Source organism: Rathayibacter sp. AY1F9, assembly GCF_002932155.1.
Taxonomy (GTDB): domain Bacteria; phylum Actinomycetota; class Actinomycetes; order Actinomycetales; family Microbacteriaceae; genus Rathayibacter.
Genome location: NZ_PSVA01000001.1, coordinates 15085 through 40391, shown reverse-complemented (window position 1 = coordinate 40391; position 25307 = coordinate 15085). Strand labels below are relative to the sequence as shown.

Here is a 25307-nt window from a genome sequence, read left to right as displayed (position 1 = left end):
CGGGGGCGGCGGGTACGGTGGCCTCATGGCGACCAGTACCAAGACGACCTCGCGCGGGCGCGGCAGCGCGACTCCGCGCTCCGGCGCGCCGCGATCCGGCCGGGGCTCGGGCAAGGCGGCCGCTGAAACGAAGACGATGGCCTTCGAGTCCGCCCCGCGCACCAACCCCGCCGTGCGGCTCTGGATGGCGCTGGCCCACCTCGCGGGCGGCGCCGCCCGCGCCCTCGGTCCCGAGCGGCTGGCGAAGGAGGAGCGCCGCGACGGCGTCCCCTTCCTGCTGCTGCTGCTGGCCGTCGCGGGCGCGGTGGTCGAGTGGTTCCTCGCGACCGACCCGGTCGCCCTGGTGCTCGACGCGTGGAGCTTCGGCGGCTTCTTCGGCCGTGTCGCCTACGTGCTGCCGGTCGTCCTTCTCCTCTTCTCCCTCTGGCTCTTCCGGCACCCCCGGTCCGTCGACGACAACGGGCGGATCGGCGTGGGCGTCATCACGCTGCTCGTCGCCTCCGCCGGCATCTGCCACGCGCACCTCGGCCTGCCGCAGCCCGGCCAGGGAATCGAGACCATGGCGGCCGCGGGAGGCGTCCTCGGCTGGCTGGTGGGCGCCCCGCTCGCGGCGATCGCCACCGTCCCCGGCGCGACCGTGCTGCTGTCGCTCGTGATCCTGCTGTCGCTGTTCATCATCACCAAGACCCCGCCGAACCGCATCGGCGCGCGCTCGCGGGAGCTCTACGGCTACCTCTTCGGCGCCCCCGTGCTCGACGACGAGGAGCGCGCCCGCCTCAAGGCCGAGCGGGCCGCCGCCAAGGCCGCGGCGAAGGCGGAGGCCGAGCAGGAGGAGGACGCGCAGCAGGACGGCGGAGAGCTGCCCTGGTGGCGGCGCACCGAGTCCGGGCGCGAGGACGAGCCGACCGTGCAGACCGAGCTCCCGATCGACTCCTTCACCGAGGTGCTCGAGGGCGCCGCGCCCGCCCGCGGCCGCGCGAAGGGCTTCGACACCGCGCTCGAGGAGCGCGACGACGAGGCCCACCCGCCGACCCGCTCCTACGCCACCGAGGTGCTGGCCGAGGCCGAGACCGCCGAGGCGGCGCTCGCCCGCTTCGAGCAGACGGGCGCTCCCCGCGGCGCGACCGGCGTGGTCGACGACGACGCGACCGAGGTCATCCGGCTCGACCGCCTCGACGTGGCGCCCGCCGTCCCGGTCCCGCCCGTCATCGAGACCGGCCCGATCGCGCCCCTCGCCGAGGAGGACCCGACCGCCGGGTTCGACTCCTCGTTCGAGGACGACGCGCCGTACCGCCTCCCCTCGGCGGCCGCCCTCTCGACGGGCACGCCCTCCAAGGCGCGCTCGGCGGCCAACGACGAGATGGTCCGCGCCATCACCGAGGTGCTGCAGCAGTTCAACGTGGACGCGACGGTCACCGGCTTCTCCCGCGGCCCGACCGTCACCCGCTACGAGATCGAGCTCGGCCCCGGCGTCAAGGTCGAGCGCGTCACCGCGCTCAGCAAGAACCTGTCCTACGCCGTCGCCAGCAACGAGGTCCGGATCCTCTCCCCGATCCCGGGCAAGAGCGCGATCGGCGTCGAGATCCCCAACACGGACCGCGAGATCGTCTCCCTGGGCGACGTCCTCCGCTCGCCGGCCTCGACGACGTCCACGCACCCGATGACCATCGGCGTCGGCAAGGACGTCGAGGGCGGCTACGTCGTGGCGAACCTCGCCAAGATGCCGCACCTCCTGGTCGCCGGCTCCACCGGCTCCGGCAAGTCCAGCTTCGTCAACTCGATGATCACGAGCCTGCTGATGCGCGCGCGCCCGCAGGACGTGCGGATGGTCCTGATCGACCCCAAGCGCGTGGAGCTCACCATCTACGGCGGAGTGCCGCACCTGATCACTCCGATCATCACGAACCCCAAGAAGGCCGCCGAGGCGCTGCAGTGGGTCGTGAAGGAGATGGACATGCGCTACGACGACCTGGCGTCGTTCGGGTTCCGTCACATCGACGACTTCAACGCGGCCGTCCGCGCGGACGAGATCAAGCTCCCGGCGGGCAGCAGCCGCGTCCTCAAGCCGTACCCGTACCTCCTCGTGGTGGTCGACGAGCTCGCCGACCTGATGATGGTCGCCCCGCGCGACGTCGAGGACTCGATCGTGCGGATCACCCAGCTCGCGCGCGCCTCGGGCATCCACCTCGTGCTGGCCACGCAGCGGCCGAGCGTCGACGTGGTGACCGGCCTCATCAAGGCGAACGTGCCCAGCCGCCTCGCCTTCGCGGTGACCAGCGTGACCGACTCGCGGGTCATCCTCGACCAGCCGGGAGCCGACAAGCTCATCGGGCAGGGCGACGGCCTCTTCCTCCCCATGGGCACCAACAAGCCGATGCGCGTGCAGGGCGCCTGGGTCCGCGAGGACGAGATCGCGAAGGTCGTCGAGCACGTCACCCGTCAGGCGCAGCCCGAGTACCGCCAGGACATCACCGTGCAGGCGCAGCGCAAGGAGATCGACTCCGACATCGGGGACGACCTCGAGCTGCTGGTCGCGGCGGCCGAGCTCGTCGTCAGCACGCAGTTCGGCTCGACCTCGATGCTGCAGCGCAAGCTCCGCGTCGGCTTCGCCAAGGCCGGCCGACTGATGGACCTGCTCGAGTCGCGCGAGGTCGTCGGCCCCTCCGAGGGGTCGAAGGCCCGCGACGTGCTGGTCACCGCCGAGCAGCTGCCGGGCGTCCTCGCGCGCATGCGCGGCGAGGACCCGGGCGAGGGGCCGGCCGCGCCGTCCTCGGTCGCCCCGGACCCGTACGCGGATCCGCTGGCCGAGCCGACGGGGCCCGCCGCCACCGACTACCACGACGACGACGAGGGGTCCGGCGAGGACGCCTGGACGCTGACGGGACGCGAGTGACCGTCCCGGTCGCCCGCACTGCGAGGAACGGCGGAGCACGATGACCCACCCCACCGCACCGGCTCCGGCCGCGTCGGGCAACTGGAACCTGCCGAACGCGATCACGGTCGTCCGGATCCTGCTGGCGCCCGTCTTCTTCTGGCTCCTGCTGGCCGACGGGGGGCAGGACGGCGGGATCCGGATCGCCGCGGCGCTCCTCTTCATCGTCGCGATCGCCACGGACGGCATCGACGGGCACATCGCCCGGAGCCGGGGCCTCGTGACCGATCTCGGCAAGCTCCTGGATCCGATCGCCGACAAGGTGCTGACCGGTGCGGCGCTCGTCGGGCTCTCGATCCTCGCGGAGCTGCCGTGGTGGGTGACGATCGTCATCCTGGTGCGCGAGATCGGCATCACCGTCTTCCGGATGGCCGTGCTCTCGGACCGGGTGATCCCGGCGTCACGGGGCGGCAAGCTCAAGACGATCGTGCAGTCGATCGCGATCTCCCTCGCTCTGCTGCCGCTCTGGGCCGTCCTCGGCGAGTGGGTCCACTGGCTGAACGGGATCACGATGACGGCCGCGGTGGTGCTCACGGTCGCCACCGGGATCGACTACCTCGCCGACGCCGCCCGCCAGAGCCGGGCCGCCCGGTCGACGCGGTGACGGCCGCGCAGCTGATCGCCGAGCTCCGGCGGCGGGGTGTCGACCTCGCCGTCGCGGAGTCGCTCACCGGCGGCGCGCTCAGCTCCGCCCTCGTGGAGGTGCCCGGCGCCTCCGCCGTGTACCGCGGGGGAGTGGTGAGCTATGCCACCGACCTCAAGGACCGGCTCCTCGGGGTCGACGCGCGCGTCCTCGGCGAGCGGGGGCCCGTCGATCCCGGAGTCGCCGTGCAGATGGCGCGCGGAGCGTCCTCGCGGCTCGCAGCCGACGGGCGTCCGACGCTCGGCCTGGCGACGACGGGGGTCGCCGGTCCGGATCCGCAGGGGGATGCGGCCGTCGGCACCGTCTTCGTGGCGGCCGTCCTCGGCGAGGACGAGCTCGTCCGTGAGCACCGGTTCGACGGCGACCGCGCCGCGATCCGCGCCGCCTCGGTCGACGCGGCTCTCGCCCTCGGCGCGGAGCTGATCTCCCGCGGCGCATGAGGCGGATACCCAGCGAGGGCCCTCCGGGAATCGGAATGCGCCGCATTGCGGCCCGGTTACAACTGGTGTCGCTCACACGCAAAGTCCAGTCATCCGGTATTAGAGTCGACACCATACGAACCGGGTAGTGAACAGCTATCCGGTTCTCTCGTCCCAGCCCCCCGATCACCCGCTCCGGAGAATCTCCGGCGCTCGTGCTCGCGGTGCAGGTGCACGACATGCGGTTGACGTGGAGAAGGAGGGTCCAGTGGTTCTAGTTCGTCAGGAGATCGGCGATGTCCTCAGGGACTTTCGCCTGCAGAAAGGTCGTACGCTCCGTCAGGTGGCGAGCAAGGCGAGCGTTGCGCTCGGCTACCTGAGCGAGGTCGAACGCGGTCAGAAGGAGGCCTCCTCGGAGATCCTCGCCTCTGTCGCCGACGCCCTCGACACCCCCATCTCGGTGATCATGCGCGAGGTCGGCGATCGTCTCGCCGTCATCGAGGGCATCGACACCATCCCCGACACCATTCCGGCCGACATGGTCGCCGGCTTCGACGCGGACCTCGTCACGCAGTAGTCGGCCCCCGTCCCCTCCACTCACCGCACCCGTTCCACGCGAAGGGCGCCCAGGCTCCGGCCGGGCGCCCTTCGGCGTTCCCGGGGGAGTGCGGCCTCCGGGCAGCGGCTACCGTGGACGCATGCGCTTGAGCGAGTTCCGGCAGCTGGTGGACGACGAGTTCGGCGGCGCCTATGCCCGTGTCCTGGTCTCGGACCTCGTGCTGACCGAGCTCGGGGGCCGCACCGCCGAGCGCGCCCTCGCGGACGGAGCGGAGCCGCGCGAGGTCTGGCTCGCCCTCTGCCGCGCCAACGACGTCCCGGAGGCCCGGTGGCACGGCGTGGATCCGCGGAAGCGCCACCGCTGACGCTCCCGTCGCCGAAGCCGTGTTCGACACGCCGACGGCTCGTGCTCGAATCCGTGTTCGAACGGGTCTAGGCTCCTCCACAGAAGCAGGAACGGCCCCGTCTCCACGGAGTCGCTCTCGCTCGGCCCCGATGTCGGTGGTCGGGCGTACCGTCGGAGACACCTGAACGGACCTGCTTCACCGCCTTGTCGCAGCCGGCCGGCACTGTCACTCCGACAGCCACCGGCATGTCGCGACAGCCTGTAGGCGACACCACCACGAACACGAGAGCGAGACGGCCATGCCCAGTTCCTCCGACCGCGAGAAGTCCCTCGAGACCGCACTCGCCCAGATCGACCGCCAGTTCGGCAAGGGCGCCGTCATGCGCCTCGGAAGCGACGACCGCGCTCCCGTCGAGGTGATCCAGACCGGTTCGATCGCGCTCGACGTCGCGCTCGGGATCGGCGGGCTCCCGCGTGGCCGCATCGTCGAGATCTACGGCCCCGAGTCCTCCGGAAAGACCACCCTCACGCTGCACGCGATCGCGAACGCGCAGCGCAACGGCGGCATCGCCGCCTTCATCGACGCGGAGCACGCGCTCGACCCCGAGTACGCCAAGAAGCTCGGCGTCGACATCGACTCCCTCCTCGTGTCGCAGCCCGACACCGGAGAGCAGGCGCTCGAGATCGCCGACATGCTCGTGCGCTCGGGCTCGATCGACCTCATCGTGATCGACTCCGTCGCGGCCCTCGTGCCGCGTGCCGAGATCGAGGGCGAGATGGGCGACTCCCACGTCGGCCTGCAGGCCCGCCTCATGTCCCAGGCGCTGCGCAAGCTGACCGGCGGACTGAACACCACGAACACCACGATGATCTTCATCAACCAGCTGCGCGAGAAGATCGGCGTCTTCTTCGGAAGCCCCGAGACCACGGCGGGCGGCAAGGCGCTCAAGTTCTACGCGTCGGTCCGCCTCGACATCCGCCGCATCGAGACGCTGAAGGACGGCACCGACGCGGTCGGCAACCGCACCCGCGTCAAGGTCGTGAAGAACAAGATGGCCCCGCCCTTCAAACAGGCCGAGTTCGACATCCTCTACGGCGTCGGCATCTCCCGCGAGGGCAGCCTGATCGACTTCGGTGTCGAGCACGAGATCGTCCGCAAGTCGGGCGCCTGGTACACCTACGACGGCGACCAGCTCGGCCAGGGCAAGGAGAAGGCGCGCCAGTTCCTCATCGACAACCCCGATGTGGCCGCCGAGATCGAGAAGCGCATCCTGGTCAAGCTCGGCGTGATCGTCGACCCGAACGCGGCCGTCGAGGCCGCGCCGGTCGCGATCGAGACCAAGCAGCCCGTGCGCAAGGGCGCCTAGCCCGTGGCGGAGAAGGCCGCGGAGGGGGCGAAGGGCCGCCCCGTGGCCTTCCTGCCCTGGGTCGACCGGGGTGCGGCGGGCGACGAGGGCTGGGCTCCGGCGGCGCCGGACGCCGACGGGGCCGGGTCGCTTCCGGAGCCGTCCGGAGCCGGGACGCCGAGCACCAGTGCTCCCCGGACGGTCGCAGGAGAGTCGGGAGGCTCCGCCCTCGGCGGCGCCGCGTCTCCGGCCTCCGAGCGGATCGCCGAGCTCTCGGCTCACGTCGCCCGGCGCACGCCGGCGTTCGTCGAGAAAGCGGACGACGAGGACGACGACGACGCGATCGCGATCCCGGAGGAGATCGATCCCGAGCAGGTCGCGGATCGGATCGTACGGGGGCTCTCCCGCAAGAGCCTCTCGGTCGCCGAGGTCGAGGCGCGCCTCTACACGGAGGGCGTCGCCGAGAAGGACGCCCTCGAGATCCTCGAGCGCTTCACGCGCTTCGGCTACCTCGACGACCTCCGCATGGCGGAGCAGCTGGTCGTCTCGCTCCGCGACCGCAAGAAGCTCGGCCGCTCCTCCATCCAGCAGGAGCTGCGCGCGCGGAAGATCGACCCCGAGGCGATCGCGTCAGCGCTCGACGAGCTGGACGGCGACGACGAGTACCGCACGGCGCTCGAGCTCGCGCGCAAGCGCCTGCCGAGCCTGCGCTCGCTCTCCGACGAGGTCGCCGAGCGCCGGCTCACGGGGTTCCTCGCGCGCCGCGGCTACGCCGGCGGACTCGTGCAGCGCGTCGTCCGCGAGACGATCCGCAAGCCGGGGTCGAGCGTCCGCTTCCGCTGACACGGCGGGCCGAGGCGGTCCGACCGGAGCGTAGAATCCCACACCATGAGCACGCTCGGTACCGCCCCGTCGCCCGTCGCCGAGACCCGGCCGAGGACCTACGAGGTCCGTACGTTCGGGTGCCAGATGAACGTGCACGACTCCGAGCGGCTGAGCGGTTCGCTCGAGGCGGCGGGCTACGTGTCCGCCGATGGAGCCGAGGCCGACGTCGTCGTCATCAACACCTGCGCGGTGCGCGAGAACGCCGACAACAAGCTCTACGGCAACCTCGGCCACCTCGCGTCGGTGAAGCGCCGCCACGAGGGGATGCAGATCGCGGTCGGCGGCTGCCTCGCGCAGAAGGACAAGAACGTCATCCTCGACCGCGCCCCGTGGGTCGACGTCGTCTTCGGCACGCACAACATGGGCGCCCTCCCGAGCCTGCTCGAGCGCGCCCGCCACAACGACGAGGCGCAGCTCGAGATCCTCGAGTCGCTCGATGTCTTCCCCTCCACGCTCCCCACGAAGCGCGACTCGACCTACAGCGGCTGGGTCTCGATCTCGGTCGGCTGCAACAACACCTGCACCTTCTGCATCGTCCCCTCGCTCCGCGGCAAGGAGAAGGACCGGCGTCCCGGCGACGTGCTCGCCGAGATCCAGGCGCTCGTGGACGACGGCGCGATCGAGGTCACCCTTCTCGGCCAGAACGTGAACTCCTACGGCGTCGAGTTCGGCGACCGCCAGGCGTTCTCGAAGCTGCTCCGCGCGGCGGGCACCATCGACGGGCTTGAGCGGATCCGCTTCACGAGCCCCCATCCCGCGGCCTTCACCGACGACGTGATCGACGCCATGGCCGAGACGCCGGCGGTGATGCCGCAGTTGCACATGCCGCTCCAGTCCGGCTCCGACCGCATCCTCAAGGCGATGCGCCGCTCCTACCGCTCCGAGAAGTTCCTCGGGATCCTCGACCGGGTCCGCGATCGCATCCCGCACGCGGCGATCAGCACCGACATCATCGTGGGCTTCCCCGGCGAGACCGAGGCCGACTTCCAGGAGACCCTGCGGGTGGTCGAGGCGGCCCGCTTCGCCTCCGCCTTCACCTTCCAGTACTCCATCCGGCCCGGCACCCCGGCCGCGACGCTGCCCGACCAGATCCCCAAGGCGGTCGTCCAGGAGCGCTACGAGCGGCTCGTCGCCCTGCAGGACGCGATCAGCGAGCAGGAGAACCGCGCAGTCGTCGGCCGAGAGGTCGAGGTCCTCGTCGCGACCGGCGAGGGCCGTCGCGACACGGAGACGCACCGGCTGAGCGGACGCGCCGAGGACAGCCGTCTGGTGCACTTCGACGTGCCCGAGGGCTCCGAGCAGCCGCGTCCCGGAGACGTGGTCTCCGTCCGGGTCACCCGTGCCGCCCCCTTCTACCTCCTGGCGGATTCGCCCGACGGCGCGCCGCTCCGCATCCGCCGCACCCGCGCGGGCGACGCCTGGGACCGGGCGCAGACCGAGTCCTGCGGAGTTCCGGCCGCCCCGGGCGGGAGCGGGGCGCCCCGGGTCTCGCTGGGCCTGCCGTCGCTGCGCGTGCGCGACGCCGGCACGCTGACGACGCCGATCTACGACGCCCTCGATGGCGAGCGCTGAGACCGGAGCCCCCGATACCGCGCCGGAGCTCATCGCGGTCGTCGGCGCGACCGGCACGGGCAAGTCCGACCTCTCGCTCGAGCTCGCCGAGGCGATCCGGCAGGACGGCGGCGCCGCTGAGATCGTGAACGCCGACGCGATGCAGCTCTACCGCGGGATGGACATCGGCACCGCGAAGCTGCCCGCCGACGAGCGTCGGGGCGTCCCGCACCACCTGCTCGACGTCCTCGACGTGACGGAGGAGGCGTCGGTCGCCCGCTACCAGAGCGAGGCGCGGCGCGTGATCGAGAGCGTGCTGGCGCGCGGGGCGACGCCGATCCTCGTCGGGGGCTCCGGTCTGTACGTCTCCAGCGTCGTCTTCGAGTTCTCGTTCGCGGGCACCGACCCGGCCGTCCGGCGCCGGCTCGAGGAGACCGCCGAGCGGGAGGGCCTGGGCGCCCTCGTCGAGCGGTTGCGCCGGATCGACGCCGGAGTGGCCGAGCGGATCGGTCCGCACAACGCCCGGCGCATCGTCCGCGCGCTCGAGATCGCGGAGCTCACCGGCGGGAGCACGCACAGCGCGCTGATGTCCGACGAGCCGGTTCGGTGGCGCCCCGCCTCGATCCTGTTCCTCGAGGCTCCGCGGGAGGAGCTGGTGCAGCGCCTCGACCGGCGGGTGGAGCGGATGTGGGCGACCGGGATGCTCGACGAGGTCGAGCGGCTCGTCCCCCTCGGCCTGGAGCGCGGCGTCACAGCCGGGCGGGCCATCGGGTACGCCCAGGCGCTCGCCCAGCGTGCCGGCGTCCTCCGCGAGGAGGAGGCGATCGCGGCGACGCAGGCGCTCACGCGCCGCTACGCACGTCGGCAGAACAGCTGGTTCCGGCGCTACGCCGGCGCCCACCGGCTCCCGTACGACGCGCCGGACCTGGTGTCGCGGGCGCACGCCGCCGCCCAGGCCGCCGCTCCCGCTCCTCGCTAGGCTGTGCGCCATGACGATCGAGCTGCACTTCACCAAGGGCCAGGGCACCGGCAACGACTTCGTGCTCTTCAGCGACCCGGACGGTGAGGTCGACCTCTCGCCCGCGCAGATCGCGATGATCTGCGACCGCCACTTCGGCGTCGGCGCCGACGGCGTCATCCGTGCCGTCCGCTCCCGCGCGATCCCGGAGGGCGCCGCGGCTCTGGCCGAGGAGAGCGAGGCGGAGTGGTTCATGGACTACCGCAACGCCGACGGCTCGATCGCCGAGATGTGCGGCAACGGCATCCGCGTCTACGCCGCGTTCCTGCTCGCGGGCGGCCTCGCGGCGCTCGAGCCCGGCGACACCCTGCCGATCGGCACCCGCGCCGGCGTCCGCGACGTCACCCGCAGCGGTGCCGGGTTCCAGGTCGACCTCGGCCGCTGGGAGCTGGCGGGCGGCGAGCCCCTGGTGCGGGCGAAGGAGCTCAAGGTCGCGCGCCCCGGTCTCGGGATCGACCTCGGCAATCCGCACGTGGTCGTCGCCCTCAGCAACGACGAGGAGCTCGACTCCGCCGACCTCTCCTACATCCCGCAGCTCGACCCGGAGCTCGAGGACGGCGCGAACGTCGAGTTCGTGGTTCCCGGCGAGCCCCTGGTCCACGACGGGATCGGGCGGATCCGGATGCGCGTGCACGAGCGCGGCAGCGGCGAGACCCTGAGCTGCGGCACGGGTGCCGCGGCGGCGGCACTGGCGGTGCGCTACTGGGCGGGAGCGCGCGCTCCGCAGGCCTGGCGCGTGGAGGTCCCGGGCGGCACGCTCGGCGTGACGATGTTCGCGGCGGAGGAGGGCGAGCACGTCGGGCTCTCCGGCCCGGCCGACCTCGTCTTCACCGGGACGATCCGGATCGACTGAGGACCCGGTCAGGCCAGGCGGGTCGTCCGCAGCACGCGGAAGCCCTTCGCCGAGGAGACGCGCTCCACGTCGAGCCGCCCGGCGAACGCGGCGCCCAGCCAGGTCTGGAGCGAGTCGGAGCCGAGGTTGCGCTGCACGACGAGCCAGGCGTCCGCGCCATCCTCGAGCCGCGGCAGCCAGCGTTCGAGCAGGAGGTGCAGCTCCTCCTTGCCGATGCGGATCGGCGGGTTCGACCACACGGTGCGGAAGCGGACGTCGTCGGGAACATCCTCGGGCAGCACGGCGTTGACATTGAGGACGCCGAGTTCCTCGCAGTTGCGACGGACCAGCTCGAGCGCCCGCTGGTTGACGTCGACCGCCCACACCCGGGCGTCGGGGGAGGCGAGGGCGAGCGCGAGGGCGATCGGGCCCCAGCCGCAGCCGAGGTCCAGCAGGTCCCCGTCAGCGGGGGCGTCGGGCACCGCGTCCAGCAGGACGCGCGTGCCGAGATCGACGTGACCGGGGCTGAACACCCCTCCTGCCGTCGTGACCTCGAGGTCGCGGCCGGCCAGGCGGGCCTGGATCCTGCGGGGCCGGAGGTCGCCGTCGGGAGTACTCGAGAAGTAGTGCTCGGCGGCCATGAGAAGTGAACCTATCAAGACCTGAGGAGTTAGTGTTATCCGGATGACGGAAGACCTGAACGAGACCGACACGACCGAGGCCGTGGACGTCGTCTCGAGGGTCCTGGCGAACGCGCAGTCGCGTTCGGCAGGGTACTCGCGCTTCGTCGCGGGTGGAGCCCAGGCGCTGCAGAGCGCCGGCCACGAGGGCGAGAACAGCGACGGCGAGCAGTTCGACCGCGACGACCGGCAGGCGCTGCGACGCGTCGCCGGCCTCTCGACCGAGCTCGAGGACGTCACGGAGGTCGAGTACCGCCAGCTGCGCCTGGAGAACGTCGTGCTCATCGGCGTGTACTCGCAGAACTCGCTGGAGGACGCGGAGAACTCGTTGCACGAGCTCGCCGCGCTCGCGGAGACGGCGGGAGCGACGGTCCTCGACGGCCTGCTCCAGCGCCGCCCGCACCCCGATCCGAGCACCTACCTCGGCAAGGGCAAGGCCCAGGAGCTCGCGGGGCTCGTCGCGGCCCTCGGCGCGGACACGGTCGTCGCCGACACCGAGCTCGCACCGAGCCAGCGGCGTGCGCTGGAGGACGTGGTGAAGGTCAAGGTGATCGACCGCACCGCGGTGATCCTCGACATCTTCAGCCAGCACGCGAAGAGCCGTGAGGGCAAGGCGCAGGTCGAGCTCGCGCAGCTCGAGTACCTGCTCCCGCGACTGCGCGGCTGGGGCGAGTCCATGTCCCGCCAGGCCGGCGGCCAGGTGGGCGCGGGAGCCGGAATGGGCTCGCGCGGTCCGGGTGAGACGAAGATCGAGCTCGATCGTCGCCGCATCCACACCCGCATGGCGCGCCTGCGCAAGCAGATCGCGGCGATGAAGCCCGCCCGCGAGGCCAAGCGCGCGAACCGCAAGCGCAACGCCGTCCCCTCGGTGGCGATCGCGGGGTACACGAACGCCGGCAAGTCGAGCCTGCTGAACCGGATGACGCACGCGGGCGTCCTCGTCGAGAACTCGCTCTTCGCGACCCTCGACGCCACCGTCCGCAAGGCCCAGACGAAGGACGGGCGCCTCTACACGCTCGCCGACACGGTCGGCTTCGTGCGAGCGCTTCCGCACCAGCTCGTCGAGGCCTTCCGGTCGACGCTCGAGGAGGTCGCGGACTCCGATGTGATCGTCCACGTCGTGGACGCCTCCCACCCCGATCCGGCCGGGCAGATCGCCACCGTGCGCGACGTGATCGGCGAGGTGGGCGCCCGCAGCATCCCCGAGATCATCGCCTTCAACAAGGCCGATCTGGTGGACGAGGGCACGCGGCTGGTGCTGCGTGGTCTCGCTCCCGACGCGGTCTTCGTGTCGGCGCGCAGCGGCGAGGGCATCGACGAGCTGGAGGCGCGGATCGCCGAGATCCTGCCCGAGCCGGATGTCGAGATCGACCTGCTCGTGCCGTACGACCGGGGCGACGTGATCTCGCATCTGCACCGCAGCGGCCGGATCCTGTCGACGCAGTACGTCGAGGGCGGCACCCACGTGGTCGCCCTCGTGCACGCCGACCTGGCGGGCTCGCTCGCCGAGTTCGCGGTTCCGCGCGCGGCCGTCCAGGCCTGATCGCCACCACCCGAGCGCCCGTCTCCCCGTCCGGGAGGCGGGCGCTCGGCGCATCCGGGAGGGAGTGCGGCGTCCCGCACCACCGACCGGCGGCGGCCGGAGGGTTCGGCGACGGGGTTTCGGCGGCCTTCCTCCGCCTTCCCGTGACCGCGACGGAGGGGCGCGCGCCCCGATCGCCGGTGCCCGTCGAACGCAGGAGGGGCCCGGCCGGCTGCACGCCGGTCGGGCCCCTCCTGCGTTCCCGGTGTCAGACCGAGCGGAGGACCGCCACGATCTTCCCGAGCACCTCGGCCTCGTCGCCGAGGATCGGCTCGAAGTTGGAGTTGCGGGGCAGCAGCCAGGTGTGGCCGTCGCGCTGGCGCAGCACCTTGACGGTGGCCTCGCCGTCGAGCATGGCCGCTACGATCTCGCCGTTCTCGGCGGTGCGCTGCGAGCGGACCACGACCCAGTCACCGTCGCAGATCGCGGCGTCGATCATCGACTCGCCGACGACCTTGAGCATGAAGAGCTCGCCCTTGCCGACGAGCTGCCGGGGAAGCGGGAACACCTCGTCGATCTGCTGGTCGGCCATGATCGGCACACCCGCCGCGATCCGGCCGACGAGGGGGACCATCGCCGCGTCGCCGACCGTCGCGGTCGACTCGAACGACCCGTCGTCCTCCGTCGAGCTGGGGACGTCGATGAGGATCTCGAGGGCGCGGGGCCGGTTCGGGTCACGGCGCAGGTAGCCGCTGAGCTCGAGCTGGTTGAGCTGGTGGGTGACGCTCGACAGCGAGGCGAGGCCGACCGCGTCGCCGATCTCGCGCATGCTCGGCGGGTAGCCGCGGCTCGACACCGAGCGCTGGATCGCGTCGAGGATCGCGAGCTGCTTGGCGCTCAGGCTCTTCCGGCGCCGGCCCGCGGCCGCCTTCGTCTTGGCGGCCGGGGTCCCGGCCCTCTGCGCGTCGCTCACGATGCTCCCTCTTCCCGGTGCGCACGCCGCGTGCGCGCCCGCCCGGTCGCGACTCGACAAGGAATGTCGGTGGTCGCTGCTCTACTACGACCAGGCTCTCGAAACTGTATCCGCCGGAACTCACGAGTCGGAACATTCGTTCGAGTGTGTCGCGCGCGAGTCCGCCCGCGGATCAGCCGAAACGGTCCCTTGACCGCTCCGGCGTTCGAAGATATGTTCGGTACAGGCGTTCGGGGCGGCCCTCCCGGCCGAGGGCCTCCCCGAATCCCTGTTGAAAGGAGCGATCCCATGACCGCACAGCTCACCTCCCGCCCGCTCCAGCGCTCGTCCGCGGCCCGGCCCGTCGAGGTACTGCCGTCCGCTCCCGAGCCGATGAACGCGTTCGGCGAAGCGCGGATCGTTCGCACCCGTCTGCGCCTCACGCGCCGCGGCCGCGCCGTGGTGGCCGCTCTGGGGGCCCTGCCGATCGTGGCGGGCGCCTTCGCCTTCGGGCTCAACGGCGGTGGAGCGGTCGCGTCGAGCGACGCCGCTGCGGTCGAGTTCCAGTACGTCACCGTTCACGCGGGCGAGTCGCTCTGGTCGCTCGCCGAGGAGCTCGCCCCGCAGGCGGACCCGCGCGACGTGGTCGACGACATCCTCTCCCTCAACCAGCTCTCGAGCGCGGGCGTCGAGCCCGGGCAGCGCCTCGCGGTCCCGGCCGAGTACGACACCGCTCGCTGAGCCGGGCTGCCCGGACGTCCGCGCCGGGTGCTTCGCTACCATTCCCTGGTGACGACTCTCGATGACCTGCCCCTCCGCGACGACCTCCGAGGCAGGCACCCGTACGGTGCACCCCAGGCGGTCGTGCCCGTCGCCCTCAACGTCAACGAGAACACCCACCCGGTCCCGGACGACGTGATCGCCGACATCGTCGGGCGGGTCACGGAGGCGCTGCGCACCGTCAACCGGTATCCCGACCGCGAGTTCCGAGAGCTGCGCGACTCCCTCGCCGGCTACCTCGGTCACGGGCTCACCGCGGACGGCGTGTGGGCTGCGAACGGATCGAACGAGGTGCTCCAGCACGTCCTTCAGGCCTTCGGCGGTCCCGGGCGCTCGCTGCTGGGGTTCGCGCCCACCTATTCGATGTACTCGATCCTCGCGTCGGGGAGCGGAACGGAGTGGATCCCCGCTCCGCGCGAGGCGGAGTTCGAGATCGGAGCCGAGTACGCCGCGGAGCAGGTGCGCCGGGCCCGGCCCGACATCGTCTTCCTCTGCGCTCCGAACAACCCGACCGGGACGCCGCTCGACCTCGCCGTGATCGAGGCGGTCTACGACGCGACCGACGGCATCGTCGTCGTCGACGAGGCGTACGCCGAGTTCGCGGGCAGGGGCGCGCCCACCGCGCTGAGCCTCCTCCCCGGGCGACCGCGCCTGCTCGTGTCCCGCACCATGAGCAAGGCCTTCGCCTTCGCCGGCATCCGCCTGGGCTACCTCGCCGCCGACCCCGCGGTGATCGACGCGCTCCGCCTCGTCCGCCTCCCGTACCACCTGTCGGCCCTCACCCAGGCCGCCGCGACCGCCGCCCTCGCTCACGCCGACGAGATGCTCGCCATGGTCGGCGAGATCATCGTGCAGCGCGACCGGATGATCCACGGACTGCGCGCCCTCGGCTACCGCCCGTACACGACCGGCAGCAACTTCGTCCTCTTCGGCGGCGTCGCGGATCCGGCCGCCGTGTTCGAGGGCCTGCTCGCCCGCGGCGTCCTCATCCGCGACGTCGGCATCCCGAACCACCTCCGCGTCAGCGCCGGCACCGAGGAGGAGACGACCGCGTTCCTCGAGGCGCTCGCCTCCCTGCCCGCACCGTCGGCCGACGCCACGGTGGCGCTCTCGCGCGAGTGAGCTCCGCCCGGGGGCGGCGACGCGGCGCGAATAGACTGGGAGGCATGACCTCCCCGAGCGCCGCACCCGGGCGCACCGCCTCCCTCAGCCGTGCCACCAGCGAGTCGAGCATCGAGCTCTCCCTCGACCTCGACGGCACGGGCGTCGCCGATCTCGAGACCGGCGTGCCCTTCTTCGACCACCTGCTGACGGCGTTCGCGAAGCACTCGCTCACGGACCTGCACGTCCGGGCCCGCGGCGACATCGAGATCGACATCCACCACACCGCGGAGGACATCGGCATCGTGCTCGGCACGGCCATCCGACAGGCGCTCGGCGACAAGGCCGGGATCTCCCGCTTCGGCGACGCGCTCGTCCCCCTCGACGAGGCGCTCGTGCAGGCCGTCGTCGACATCTCGGGGCGCCCCTACCTCGTGCACACCGGCGAGCCGGAGGGCTTCGCGCTGCACCTGATCGGCGGCCACTTCACCGGGTCGATGGTGCGCCACGTCTTCGAGGCGATCGCGTTCAACGCCGGCCTCACCGTGCACGTCACGGTACTCGGCGGCAGGGACCCGCACCACATCGCCGAAGCGGAGTTCAAGGCGTTCGCCCGCGCCTTCCGTCAGGCCAAGGCCCTCGACCCGCTCGTCTCCGGCGTGCCGTCGACGAAGGGCGCGCTGTGAGCTCGGCCCGCCCCTCCGTCGTGGTCTACGATTACGGCTCGGGGAACGTGCACTCCGCCGTCAAGGCGCTCGAGCTCGCCGGGGCCGACGTCGAGCTGACGGGGGACCGGCAGCGGGCGCTGGAGGCGGACGGCCTCCTCGTGCCCGGCGTCGGCGCCTTCGACGCCGTGATGTCGGCGCTGACCCGCGCCCGCGGCGGCGAGATCATCGAGAAGCGCCTCGCCGGCGGGCGCCCCGTCCTGGGCATCTGCGTCGGGATGCAGGTGCTCTTCGAGCGCGGCGTCGAGCGCGGGGTCGAGAGCGAGGGCCTGGGCGAGTGGCCGGGGACGGTGGACCTACTCCCGGCCGAGGTCGTCCCGCACATGGGCTGGAACACCGTCTCCGCTCCCGAGGGCTCGGTGCTCTTCGACGGCATCGCCGAGGAGCGCTTCTACTTCGTGCACTCCTACGGCGCCCGCGAGTGGTCGCTCGACGTGATGCCCCCGTTCCCGCGTCCCGCGGTCACCTGGGCCGATCACGGAGGCCCCTTCATCGCCGCGGTCGAGAACGGGCCGCTCTCGGCCACGCAGTTCCACCCCGAGAAGTCGGGGGCCGCCGGGCTCCGGCTGCTGGCCAATTGGCTGGGCACCCTCCGCACGAACTAGGATCGGCCGGTGGTCGGCGCCTCCAGGGGCCGGCACCGGCTCCGAGACTGAGGATGACGATGAGCGAGTTCACCAAGGCCCCGGGCCTGGTCCTCCTGCCCGCGATCGACGTGGCGGGCGGCAGGGCCGTGCGGCTCACGCAGGGCGAGGCCGGGACCGAGACCAACTACGGCGACCCGATCGACGCCGCGGGCGACTGGGCCGACCAGGGCGCGGAGTGGATCCACCTCGTCGACCTCGACGCCGCCTTCGGCCGCGGCGACAACCACGGCATCATGAAGAAGGTCATCCGGCAGGTGAAGGGCGTCAACGTCGAGCTCTCCGGCGGGATCCGCGACGACCGCAGCCTCGAGTCCGCGCTGAGCGCCGGCGCGAAGCGCATCAACCTCGGCACCGCGGCGCTCGAGAACCCCGAGTGGGCCGCGAGCGTCATCGCGCAGTACGGCGACCAGATCGCCGTCGGTCTCGACGTCCGGGGCACCACGCTCGCCGCGCGCGGCTGGACCAAGGAGGGCGGCGACCTCTGGCAGGTCCTCGACCGCCTGGAGGAGGCCGGCTGCACCCGCTACGTCGTCACCGACGTCACGAAGGACGGCACGCTCAAGGGCCCGAACCTCGAGCTCCTCGAGCAGGTCATGGCACGCACCCACCGCCCCGTGATCGCCTCGGGCGGCATCTCGAACCTCGACGACATCGCCGCTCTGCGCGCCCTCGTGCCCCAGGGGCTCGAGGGCGCGATCGTCGGCAAGGCGCTGTACGCGGGCGCGTTCACGCTCGCGGAGGCCCTGGATGTCGCATCCGAGTGAGCCCCGCCCGCTCCCGGCGCATCTGACCGACTCGGCCGGCACCCCCTGGGCGGGCCGGCACTTCGAGCCGAACGCGACACCGGAGGACGACGGGAGCGCCCCGGAGGCGCTGGTCGCAGCGCTCGAGTCCTTCACCCGCGGCACTCGCGGCCCGGAGGCCGTGGTCGACGCGATCCGCACGTCCCGCCTGCTCATCCCGCTGGTCGCCCGCCTCGGCGAGGAGGCGGAGGGGGTCGGGGGACTCCGGGCGGACAAGACGCAGGAGCTCGCGATCGTCACGGTCGCCGGACCCGACGGCCGCACGGTGCTCCCCGTCTTCAGCGGCGTCGAGAGCATGCGCCGATGGGACCCGGCCGCCCGTCCCGTCCCGGTCGACGGGCGCCGTGCGGCCCTGGCGGCCGTCGCGGAGGGCACCGAGGTGATGGTCCTCGACCCCGCGTCCGAGCGGGAGTTCGCGGTCCGGCGCCCGGCGCTCTGGGCGATCGCGGAGGGCGGCGACTGGCGGCCGGCCCCCGCCGATGCGGAGGTGCTCCGGGCTCTGCGCGCGGCTGCGGAGGGGGAGCGGGCGGTCGCCTCGCTCGAGGTGCGCGCGGGAGACCCGGAGCAGCGCCTCGCGGGCCCCGAGCTCGTGGTGGTCCTGAGCCTGCGCCCGGGGCTCGATCAGGACGCGCTCGGCGCCCTCGTCGCGCGATTGGGGGAGCGGTGGGCGGCCGACGAGACCGTCGCGCAGCGCGTCGACTCGATGACGCTGCAGCTCGCCGCCGCCCACTGACCCCCGATCAGGTGACCGGGCCGGTCCACTTCTCGCCCGGGCCCTTGCCGATCGGGTCGGCGATGGGGGACGCCTCACGGAACGCGAGCTGGAGGGTGCGGAGGCCGTCGCGCAGGCTCCGGGCGTGCATATCGCTGATGTCGGGCGCCCCGGCCGTGACCAGGCCCGCGAGCGCGTTGATGAGCTTGCGCGCCTCGTCGAGGTCGACCTGCGCTCCGGGCTCGTCGGCGAGCCCGCACTTGACGGCGGCCGCGCTCATCAGGTGCACGGCGGCGGTGGTGATGATCTCCACCGCCGGGACCTCCGCGATGTCGCGCGCGGCCTCCACGTCGGAGGCTCCGCCGTCCTCGCCGAATCGTCGCGTGTAGTCGTCGTCGTACTGGGCCATGGGTCCTTCGTTCGTCGTCCGTGGTGGAGGGGCGCGGCCGCCGGAGCAGAGGATCGAGGGGCGGCCGGATCCGGTCTGTCGGGCGGGCCGCCGGTCTGCTATGGTTGTCCGGGCTCCGAGGCATGTCCTCGGTTCGAAAGTGGAGATTCTCCCACCCGCGCTTGACCGCTTCACAAGGTTACCGGGTCAGAAGCACTCCGCCCCGGAGGGTCGTCAGACCACCGGAGGCAGGGCTGCGGCTCTCGAGGTCCGCCTCGGGAACCGCGTCACAGGGTGCGAGCGCCGTGCTGCAGGCACGACGTGGACGGGACGATCACCTCTCTCGGGTGCGCTGGAGAAGACTCCGGCAGCGCAGCTGCACTCACCGAGATCAGAGGAGAAACGCAATCAGCGATCCCCGTACCAACGACCGTATCCGCGTCCCCGAGGTCCGCCTCGTGGGTCCCGCAGGAGAACAGGTCGGCGTCGTCAAGATCGAGGTCGCCCTGCGACTCGCGCAGGACGCAGACCTGGACCTGGTCGAGGTCGCCCCCAACTCCAAGCCGCCCGTGGCCAAGATCATGGACTACGGGAAGTTCAAGTACGAGCAGGCTCAGAAGCTCAAGGAAGCCCGTCGCAACCAGGCGAACACGATCCTCAAGGAGGTCCGTTTCCGCCTGAAGATCGACAAGCACGACTACGAGACCAAGCGCAAGCGCGCCGAGGGCTTCCTGAAGGCCGGCGACAAGGTCAAGGCGATGATCCTCTTCCGCGGTCGCGAGCAGTCGCGCCCCGAGATGGGCGTCCGCCTGCTCCAGCGCTTCGCGGAGGACGTCGCCGAGTTCGGCCAGGTCGAGTCCACCCCGACCATCGACGGTCGCAACATGGTGATGGTCATCGGCCCGCTGAAGAACAAGTCCGAGGCGAAGGCCGAGGCCAATGCGGTCCGCGCCGCTCGTCGCGAGGCCAACACCCCCGAGGACACGGCCGAGGCCGAGTCCGTCTAGTACTTCGCCGCCCCGGCCTCGGGGCCGGTGGACGCCCCGCTCGCGGGGCACCGGTTTCGCCCCGCCGAGCGCGGAGTGACGTTCACAAGGAGAGAACATGCCCAAGATGAAGACCCACTCGGGTGCCAAGAAGCGCTTCAAGGTGACCGGTTCCGGCAAGGTCATGAAGCAGCAGGCCGGCATGCGGCACAACCTGGAGTCCAAGTCCAGCGTTCGCACGCGCCGCCTCAACCAGGACCAGGTCCTCGCCCCGCAGGACGCCAAGGTCGCCAAGAAGCTTCTCGGTCTGTAGCCCACCGCCGGCGCAGCCCGCTGCGCCGCGTGGTCGCTACTCAGCCGACACGGATCGATAGGAAGAAACAGCAATGGCAAGAGTGAAGAGGGCCGTCAACGCCCACAAGAAGCGTCGCGTCATCCTCGAGCGCGCCTCGGGCTACCGCGGCCAGCGGTCGCGCCTCTACCGCAAGGCGAAGGAGCAGGTCACCCACTCCCTCGTCTACTCGTACCGCGACCGCCGCGCCAAGAAGGGCGAGTTCCGTCGTCTCTGGATCCAGCGCATCAACGCCGCGTCCCGCGCGAACGGCCTGACCTACAACCGCTTCATCCAGGGCCTCGCCCTGGCCGGCGTCCAGGTCGACCGCCGCATCCTCGCGGACCTCGCGATCACCGAGCCGGCCACGTTCGCCTCGCTCGTCGCGACCGCGAAGAGCGCGCTGCCCGCCGACACCTCGGCGCCCAAGGCCGCAGCGTAGTCAGCACGGCTTCCCGGAGGGGGTCGCGACCGAGAGGTCGCGGCCCCCTCCGTCGTTCGCGGGCCCTCCCGCGCCGTGTCTGCGGGGGCGGCGATCACCGCGCCGATAGGCTCGCCGCATGCTCGACAACCCCCGCTCTCCCCGTGTCCGCTCCGTGGCGAAGCTCACCCGCCGCCCGGCCCGGCTCGAGACGGGGCTCTTCCTCCTCGAGGGCCCGCAGGCACTCTCCGAGGCGCTGCAGTACCGCCCGGAGCTGATCGTCGAGTCGTTCGCGACTCCGACCGCTCTGGAGCGGCACCCCGAGATCGTCGCCACCGCCGCCGAGGCGGAGGTGGACATCGAGTACGTGACCGAGGACGTCCTCGACGCGATGGCCGACACCGTCACTCCGCAGGGCTTCGTCGCGGTCTGCCGTCAGTTCCCCACGTCGCTCAAGGACGTCGTCGCCTCCGAGCCGCGCCTCGTGGCGGTGCTCGAGGAGGTCCGCGATCCGGGCAACCTCGGCACGATCATCCGTGCCGCCGACGCCGCCGGCGCCGACGCGGTCGTGCTGTCCGGGCGCTCGGTCGACCTCTACAATCCCAAGGTCGTGCGCTCCACGACCGGCTCGCTCTTCCACCTCCCGGTCGCGGTCGGCGCCGACCTCGCCGACGTGCTGGGCCGGCTCCGCGGCGTGGGCCTCCGCTCCGTCGCGGCCGACGTGAAGGGGGAGGACCTGCTCGACGTCCGCGCCCGCGGGGACCTCGCCCAGCCGACCGTCTGGGTCTTCGGCAACGAGGCGCGCGGCCTCGAGGACGAGTCGCTCGCCCTCGTCGACGGCGTGGTGGCGGTGCCCATCTACGGGGCGGCGGAGTCGCTGAACCTCGCGACCGCGGCCTCCGTCTGCCTGTACGAGAGCGCCTTCGCGCTGCGTTCCTGAGAGGAACCGGGCCGAGGGTGCCGTGAACCTGGAGAACAGGGCGCGTTGTTACCCTTCGGTTAAGAATTCCCTCATGATTTGACCGGCCCATCCCCGTGTGCTTCTCTGACGGCATGGTCACAGCCCCGCAAGACGAGCGCGCCGCCGCTCCCGCCGGTGAACCCCTCGTCGTCCTCTCCGGGGTGCAGAAGCACTACGGCGACTTCCAGGCTCTGAAGGACATCGATCTGACGGTGCACCGGGGCGAGGTCGTCGTGGTCCTCGGCCCCTCCGGATCCGGCAAGTCGACGCTCTGCCGCACGGTCAACCGGCTCGAGACGATCTCGGGCGGCACCATCACCATCGACGGTCAGAAGCTCCCGGAGGAGGGCAAGGGCCTCGCCGCGCTCCGCGCCGACGTCGGGATGGTCTTCCAGTCGTTCAACCTCTTCGCGCACAAGACGATCCTCGAGAACGTCACCCTCGGCCCGATCAAGGTCCGCGGGCTCTCCCGCAAGGACGCGGAGGCCCAGGCCACGGCACTGCTCGACCGGGTCGGCGTCGGCCACCAGGCCGCCAAGACCCCGGCCCAGCTCTCCGGCGGGCAGCAGCAGCGCGTCGCGATCGCGCGGGCGCTGGCGATGAAGCCCAAGGTGATGCTCTTCGACGAGCCGACCTCGGCGCTCGACCCCGAGATGATCAACGAGGTCCTGGACGTGATGGTCGGGCTCGCCAAGGACGGGATGACGATGATCGTCGTCACCCACGAGATGGGCTTCGCCCGGAAGGCCGCCGATCGCGTCGTGTTCATGGCCGACGGCGAGATCCTCGAGGACACCGACCCGGAGTCGTTCTTCACCGCGCCCCGCACCGACCGGGCCAAGGACTTCCTCTCCAAGCTCATCACGCACTAGAAGCGCGATCCGCAGCCACCAGGCAGGTCGGACCCGTGACCCGGGAGCCGACCCGACATCGCCCGCTCCGGCGGGCCGAACCCCAGGAAGGACGATCATGCGCACCAGGCTCATGTTCATGACCGCGGGACTCGCAGCAGCGACCCTCGCCCTCGCCGGCTGCTCCGGCGACTCCGGAACCGCCGGCGGCGGCGCCGGTGGAGGCTCCGAGGGAGGGACCTCCGCGTACGAGGTCGCCTCCGACGTCACTCTCGAGGGCAGCCCGACCTTCGACGCGATGACCGCGGACGGCAAGGTCGTCATCGGCGTCAAGGAGGATCAGCCCGGGCTGGGCTACCTCGACGCGGCGACCGGCGAGCGCTCCGGGTTCGACATCGAGATCGCGAAGTGGACCGCCGCCTCGCTCGGCTTCGCGGCCGACGCCATCGAGTTCAAGGCGATCCCGTCGGCCAACCGCGAGGCGTCGATCGTGAACGGCGACATCGACTACTACGTCGGCACCTACTCGATCACCGACAAGCGCAAGGAGCAGGTCGGCTTCGCCGGACCCTACTTCGAGACCGGCCAGCAGCTGCTCGTCGCGGCCGACAACGACACGATCACCGGACCGGACGACCTCACCGCCGACACCACGGTGTGCTCGGCCACCGGCTCCACCCCGATCCAGAACATCCGCACCAACTACCCCGAGGTGAAGACCGAGGAGTTCGACACGTACTCGCAGTGCGTGGACGCCCTCGCCGACGGCACCGTCGACGCCGTCACCACCGACGGCGCGATCCTGATCGGCTACGCCGCTCAGCGGCCCGACGAGCTCAAGGTCGTCGGCGAGCCCTTCAGCACCGAGCTGTACGGAATCGGCCTGCCGAAGGACGACGACGCCCTGCGCCACTTCGTCAACGGCATGCTGACCGACGGCGGCGAGACCTGGAGCGCCATCTACGACGAGACGCTCGGCCAGTCCGGCACGACCGTCACCCAGCCGGCGGTGAACGACTACTAGGAGGCGCCCCGGGCGGCCCGACCGCCGCCCGGGGGTCCCCTCTCCTCGACCACCACCACCGCTCCGACAGAAGGGCCAGCCGCATGGATGTCCTGTTGAACAACCTCGACGTCTACGTCCCGGCCTTCGGCAACACCCTGATCCTCTTCAGCGTCTCGCTCGTGTTCGCCCTGCTGATCGGCACGGTGGTCGGCGCGATGCGCGTCTCGCCCGTCCCGATCGCCCGCGCGGTCGGCACGGTGTACGTGAACACCATCCGGAACACCCCGCTCACGCTGGTGATGTTCTTCTTCGCCTTCGGCTACCCCAAGCTCGACCTGCCGCAGGTGGACTACACGAACCTGGCGATCTGCGCCCTCAGCCTCTACACCGCGACCTACGTCGCGGAGGTGCTGCGGTCGGGCATCAACACCGTGCCGATCGGCCAGGCCGAGGCGGCCCGCGCGATCGGCCTCGACTTCGGCCTCACGATGACGCAGGTCGTCCTGCCCCAGGCCTTCCGCTCCGTGATCCCGCCGCTCATGAGCGTCCTGATCGCGCTGCTGAAGAACACCACCGTCGCCGCCGGCTTCTCGGTCGCGGAGGCGGGCACCATCGTCCGCGTGCTCAACGAGCGCGGCGAGAACAGCCTCATCGTCGTCCTCTGGGTGGCCCTGGTCTTCGTGGTCCTGGTCACCCTGCTCTCGCTCGTCCAACGTCAGCTCGAGAAGAAGTGGAGGGTCGCCCGATGAGCTCCGTCCTCTTCGACAACCCCGGCCCCCGGGCCGTCGTGCGCAACCGCGTCATCGGCGTCGTCGTCGTCCTGCTGATCGCGGCGTTCCTCGGCTTCGTGGTCTGGCGCTTCGCGGAGTCCGGCCAGTTCGACGCCTCCAAGTGGCGCGCGTTCGGCTACCCGCTGGTCTGGCAGAGCATCGGCGGCGCCCTCGGCCGCACGCTCGCGGCCTTCGCCACGGCGGGCGTCGCCAGCCTCGTCCTCGGCCTCCTCCTGGCGATCGGCCGGCTCTCGGACCGGCGCTGGATCAACGTCCCCGTCACGCTCTTCATCGAGCTGTTCCGGGCGATCCCCGTCCTGATCCTGATGATGCTGATGTACTACGGCCTGCCGTTCGCTGGCCTCAAGCTCAGCCCCTACCTCGCCGTCGTCATCGCCCTGACCCTCTACAACGGCTCCGTCTTCTCCGAGATCTTCCGCGCCGGCATCGAAGCCCTCCCGCGAGGACAGAAGGAGGCGGGCTACGCGATCGGCCTGCGCAAGTCCGGCGTGATGCGGCTCATCCTGTTCCCCCAGGCGATCCGCTCGATGCTGCCCGTGATCATCGCCCAGCTCGTCGTCGCCCTCAAGGACACGGCGCTCGGCTCGATCATCACCTACAACGAGCTGCTGTACTACGCGCGCTACCTGGGCAACCAGTCGAGCCTCGACAGCCCGATCATCCCGGCGGCGATCGTCATCGGAGCGATCTACATCGGCATCTGCCTCCTCCTCTCGGGGCTGGCGAAGTGGATCGAGATCCGCACGAAGAGCGGCGGACGCGGCGGCCGCACCATCGGCGGCCACCCCGCAGCCCGCGCGCAGACGGACACGCAGCTGATCGCTGTGCAGGATTGAACTGTGAGGATCGCCCGAGGGCGATCCTCACCGCGGTCGGCTTCCTGACGGGGTCGGGTTCCGCAGAGCGTCCTGCGTCCGGCTAGGAGGAATCGCTCGCACGCGATTCCTCCGTTCGCCTCGAGGGTCCGGCGATCGCTCAGCGCATCGAGCGGTGGTGCTCCGCTCCGGCGTCGTCGACGCGGAGGCGGTGGTGATCGGGGAGTCGCGATCGATCCGGGCGTCTTCTCGTCCTCCCGCCCGGCGGTGCCCCCCCTCCTGCCGGTCGAGCAGCCTCCGACCCC

At 71.5% G+C, this 25307-nt stretch carries 28 protein-coding genes; 25 read left to right on the top strand and 3 right to left on the bottom strand.

Annotated features, from left to right (window positions below; translation table 11 throughout):
* The first annotated feature begins 25 nt into the window (after positions 1 to 25).
* The 10 genes from C5C37_RS00205 to dapF all read left to right on the top strand — a co-directional run bounded on the left by C5C37_RS00205 (position 26) and on the right by dapF (position 10551).
* Positions 26 to 2893 carry a DNA translocase FtsK gene (locus tag C5C37_RS00205; protein ID WP_104338238.1) on the top strand — a complete coding sequence of 956 codons (2868 nt, stop codon included), beginning with the start codon at positions 26 to 28 and terminating at the stop codon, positions 2891 to 2893.
* Between the two features lie 40 nt (positions 2894 to 2933).
* Entirely contained in the window at positions 2934 to 3536 is a 603-nt protein-coding gene (gene pgsA, locus C5C37_RS00200) for a CDP-diacylglycerol--glycerol-3-phosphate 3-phosphatidyltransferase (protein ID WP_104226303.1), read from the top strand.
* The gene (locus tag C5C37_RS00195) at positions 3533 to 4015 is read left to right on the top strand and encodes a CinA family protein (protein WP_104224473.1); all 483 of its coding nucleotides are present in this window, start codon (positions 3533 to 3535) and stop codon (positions 4013 to 4015) included. The genes pgsA and C5C37_RS00195 overlap by 4 nt, the downstream gene beginning before the upstream one ends.
* 247 nt (positions 4016 to 4262) lie before the next feature.
* The gene (locus C5C37_RS00190; protein ID WP_068207524.1) at positions 4263 to 4571 is read left to right on the top strand and encodes a helix-turn-helix domain-containing protein; all 309 of its coding nucleotides are present in this window, start codon (positions 4263 to 4265) and stop codon (positions 4569 to 4571) included.
* A gap of 121 nt (positions 4572 to 4692) precedes the next feature.
* Positions 4693 to 4917: a DUF3046 domain-containing protein gene (locus tag C5C37_RS00185; RefSeq protein ID WP_104224474.1), complete on the top strand. Its 225-nt coding sequence runs from the start codon at positions 4693 to 4695 to the stop codon at positions 4915 to 4917.
* Positions 4918 to 5197: 280 nt separating this feature from the next.
* Entirely contained in the window at positions 5198 to 6265 is a 1068-nt protein-coding gene (recA, locus tag C5C37_RS00180) for a recombinase RecA (RefSeq protein ID WP_104224475.1), read from the top strand.
* 42 nt (positions 6266 to 6307) lie between these two features.
* Positions 6308 to 7087 carry a regulatory protein RecX gene (locus C5C37_RS00175; protein WP_181127332.1) on the top strand — a complete coding sequence of 260 codons (780 nt, stop codon included), beginning with the start codon at positions 6308 to 6310 and terminating at the stop codon, positions 7085 to 7087.
* A gap of 45 nt (positions 7088 to 7132) precedes the next feature.
* Positions 7133 to 8701: a tRNA (N6-isopentenyl adenosine(37)-C2)-methylthiotransferase MiaB gene (gene miaB, locus C5C37_RS00170; protein ID WP_104297445.1), complete on the top strand. Its 1569-nt coding sequence runs from the start codon at positions 7133 to 7135 to the stop codon at positions 8699 to 8701.
* Positions 8688 to 9659: a tRNA (adenosine(37)-N6)-dimethylallyltransferase MiaA gene (gene miaA / locus C5C37_RS00165; RefSeq protein WP_104338237.1), complete on the top strand. Its 972-nt coding sequence runs from the start codon at positions 8688 to 8690 to the stop codon at positions 9657 to 9659. The genes miaB and miaA overlap by 14 nt, the downstream gene beginning before the upstream one ends.
* 10 nt (positions 9660 to 9669) lie before the next feature.
* Complete coding sequence (gene dapF / locus C5C37_RS00160; protein ID WP_104250184.1) at positions 9670 to 10551, top strand: diaminopimelate epimerase; 882 nt, start codon at positions 9670 to 9672, stop codon at positions 10549 to 10551.
* Positions 10552 to 10559: 8 nt separating this feature from the next.
* Here the strand turns inward: dapF and C5C37_RS00155 are convergent, their stop codons facing one another.
* Complete coding sequence (locus C5C37_RS00155; RefSeq protein WP_104338236.1) at positions 10560 to 11171, bottom strand: class I SAM-dependent methyltransferase; 612 nt, start codon at positions 11169 to 11171, stop codon at positions 10560 to 10562.
* Positions 11172 to 11214: 43 nt separating this feature from the next.
* Here C5C37_RS00155 and hflX point away from each other — a divergent pair, with 43 nt between their 5' ends.
* Positions 11215 to 12753 (top strand): GTPase HflX, encoded by a 1539-nt coding sequence (hflX, locus tag C5C37_RS00150; protein ID WP_104338235.1) that lies wholly within the window; start codon positions 11215 to 11217, stop codon positions 12751 to 12753.
* A gap of 247 nt (positions 12754 to 13000) precedes the next feature.
* Here hflX and lexA read toward each other — a convergent pair whose 3' ends face one another.
* Positions 13001 to 13705: a transcriptional repressor LexA gene (gene lexA / locus C5C37_RS00145; protein ID WP_104224482.1), complete on the bottom strand. Its 705-nt coding sequence runs from the start codon at positions 13703 to 13705 to the stop codon at positions 13001 to 13003.
* Between the two features lie 288 nt (positions 13706 to 13993).
* On the opposite strand from lexA, the gene C5C37_RS00140 reads away from it, so the two are divergent.
* Genes C5C37_RS00140 through C5C37_RS00115 form a run of 6 tightly spaced genes read left to right on the top strand, consistent with a single transcriptional unit; the run spans position 13994 to position 18473 of the window.
* On the top strand, positions 13994 to 14425 hold the full coding sequence (locus tag C5C37_RS00140) for a LysM peptidoglycan-binding domain-containing protein (protein WP_308470901.1): 432 nt from the start codon (positions 13994 to 13996) through the stop codon (positions 14423 to 14425).
* Positions 14426 to 14473: 48 nt separating this feature from the next.
* Positions 14474 to 15586: a histidinol-phosphate transaminase gene (locus C5C37_RS00135; protein ID WP_181127331.1), complete on the top strand. Its 1113-nt coding sequence runs from the start codon at positions 14474 to 14476 to the stop codon at positions 15584 to 15586.
* Positions 15587 to 15630: 44 nt separating this feature from the next.
* Positions 15631 to 16251, top strand: a complete 621-nt coding sequence (gene hisB, locus C5C37_RS00130; RefSeq protein ID WP_104233277.1) for an imidazoleglycerol-phosphate dehydratase HisB — start codon at positions 15631 to 15633, stop codon at positions 16249 to 16251.
* Complete coding sequence (hisH, locus tag C5C37_RS00125) at positions 16248 to 16895, top strand: imidazole glycerol phosphate synthase subunit HisH (protein ID WP_104224485.1); 648 nt, start codon at positions 16248 to 16250, stop codon at positions 16893 to 16895. The genes hisB and hisH overlap by 4 nt, the downstream gene beginning before the upstream one ends.
* 59 nt (positions 16896 to 16954) lie before the next feature.
* Positions 16955 to 17701 carry a bifunctional 1-(5-phosphoribosyl)-5-((5-phosphoribosylamino)methylideneamino)imidazole-4-carboxamide isomerase/phosphoribosylanthranilate isomerase PriA gene (priA, locus tag C5C37_RS00120; RefSeq protein WP_104338234.1) on the top strand — a complete coding sequence of 249 codons (747 nt, stop codon included), beginning with the start codon at positions 16955 to 16957 and terminating at the stop codon, positions 17699 to 17701.
* A complete protein-coding gene (locus C5C37_RS00115) occupies positions 17685 to 18473 on the top strand; it encodes an SseB family protein (RefSeq protein WP_104338233.1) in 789 nt (262 codons plus the stop codon). Before priA ends, C5C37_RS00115 begins: the two co-directional genes overlap by 17 nt.
* A gap of 7 nt (positions 18474 to 18480) precedes the next feature.
* On the opposite strand, the gene C5C37_RS00110 is transcribed toward C5C37_RS00115, so the two are convergent.
* Positions 18481 to 18861, bottom strand: a complete 381-nt coding sequence (locus C5C37_RS00110) for a DUF1844 domain-containing protein (protein WP_104313470.1) — start codon at positions 18859 to 18861, stop codon at positions 18481 to 18483.
* 437 nt (positions 18862 to 19298) lie between these two features.
* Between C5C37_RS00110 and infC the strand changes: the two genes are divergently transcribed.
* The 8 genes from infC (at position 19299) to C5C37_RS00070 (ending at position 25023) form a co-directional block, all read left to right on the top strand.
* Entirely contained in the window at positions 19299 to 19847 is a 549-nt protein-coding gene (infC, locus tag C5C37_RS00105) for a translation initiation factor IF-3 (RefSeq protein WP_374952931.1), read from the top strand.
* Between the two features lie 97 nt (positions 19848 to 19944).
* Positions 19945 to 20139 carry a 50S ribosomal protein L35 gene (gene rpmI / locus C5C37_RS00100; RefSeq protein WP_055793295.1) on the top strand — a complete coding sequence of 65 codons (195 nt, stop codon included), beginning with the start codon at positions 19945 to 19947 and terminating at the stop codon, positions 20137 to 20139.
* Positions 20140 to 20212: 73 nt separating this feature from the next.
* Positions 20213 to 20599 (top strand): 50S ribosomal protein L20, encoded by a 387-nt coding sequence (gene rplT / locus C5C37_RS00095; RefSeq protein WP_104224487.1) that lies wholly within the window; start codon positions 20213 to 20215, stop codon positions 20597 to 20599.
* Between the two features lie 118 nt (positions 20600 to 20717).
* Positions 20718 to 21518 (top strand): RNA methyltransferase, encoded by an 801-nt coding sequence (locus C5C37_RS00090; protein WP_104338232.1) that lies wholly within the window; start codon positions 20718 to 20720, stop codon positions 21516 to 21518.
* A gap of 113 nt (positions 21519 to 21631) precedes the next feature.
* Positions 21632 to 22411, top strand: coding sequence for an amino acid ABC transporter ATP-binding protein (locus tag C5C37_RS00085; protein WP_104224489.1), 780 nt, complete (start codon positions 21632 to 21634; stop codon positions 22409 to 22411).
* A 97-nt stretch (positions 22412 to 22508) separates the two neighbouring features.
* Entirely contained in the window at positions 22509 to 23414 is a 906-nt protein-coding gene (locus C5C37_RS00080) for a glutamate ABC transporter substrate-binding protein (protein ID WP_181073455.1), read from the top strand.
* 83 nt (positions 23415 to 23497) lie between these two features.
* Positions 23498 to 24145 carry an amino acid ABC transporter permease gene (locus C5C37_RS00075; RefSeq protein ID WP_104224491.1) on the top strand — a complete coding sequence of 216 codons (648 nt, stop codon included), beginning with the start codon at positions 23498 to 23500 and terminating at the stop codon, positions 24143 to 24145.
* Positions 24142 to 25023, top strand: a complete 882-nt coding sequence (locus tag C5C37_RS00070; protein WP_104224492.1) for an amino acid ABC transporter permease — start codon at positions 24142 to 24144, stop codon at positions 25021 to 25023. Before C5C37_RS00075 ends, C5C37_RS00070 begins: the two co-directional genes overlap by 4 nt.
* Positions 25024 to 25307: the final 284 nt, after the last annotated feature.